The sequence below is a fragment of the Treponema sp. R80B11-R83G3 genome, assembly GCF_054786115.1.
The window spans coordinates 1-564 of sequence record NZ_BDHF01000421.1 but is presented as its reverse complement, the minus strand read 5'-3'; the positions used below and the strand labels follow the sequence as shown (position 1 = coordinate 564).

The following is a 564-nucleotide window of genomic DNA, read 5'->3' as shown; positions in this document are numbered from 1 at the left end:
TCCGTAAACTGCCAACGATGGTTCCGCTTTTCATATTTGGGTATTCTATCTTAATCATAGAATATAAATCAGCCCACCTTAATCCATTTTCATTTTCATCAAGTTTTTTAAGAACCAATTTAGTTATATCATCTAAAGCAGACATATTTTCTCCTTTTGTTATTCTTTTGCTAAAGCCTTCTTCTGTTTCTCCACATACGCTGTTTGCGCGGTAGACATATTAGCTAAACGCTGTTTTAACAATGCCTTTTCTATAGGGTCTATGCCAGGGGCTTTGAGTATGTTTTTTAGCCTAGTCTGATGTTTGCCACATGCAACGTGAAATGAATCTTTTGGATAGTCTTTTATACGGTATTCTTTATCGTGGGGAAAGAAATTATCAACTAATTTATAATCTAATTCATTAAGAGCCTTTACCGCAAGAAAAGCATCATCAAAGAATTTTACGGCTTTAGATAAACTGCTTATGCTGTCTTTATCTGTTTTTTCCAGAAATTCCAACTCCTGACCTAAAAATGTCCATTCGGCAAGGATGAGAGTCTGGGGATCGGCAGAAGTTTGGGC

At 36.2% G+C, this 564-nt stretch carries 1 protein-coding gene; it reads right to left on the bottom strand.

Going from position 1 to position 564, the window contains the following annotated elements; genetic code table 11:
* Positions 1 to 159: 159 nt before the first annotated feature.
* On the bottom strand, positions 160 to 564 hold a 405-nt coding region (locus tag ACYVRH_RS14235; protein WP_461257531.1), incomplete at its 5' end, for a hypothetical protein.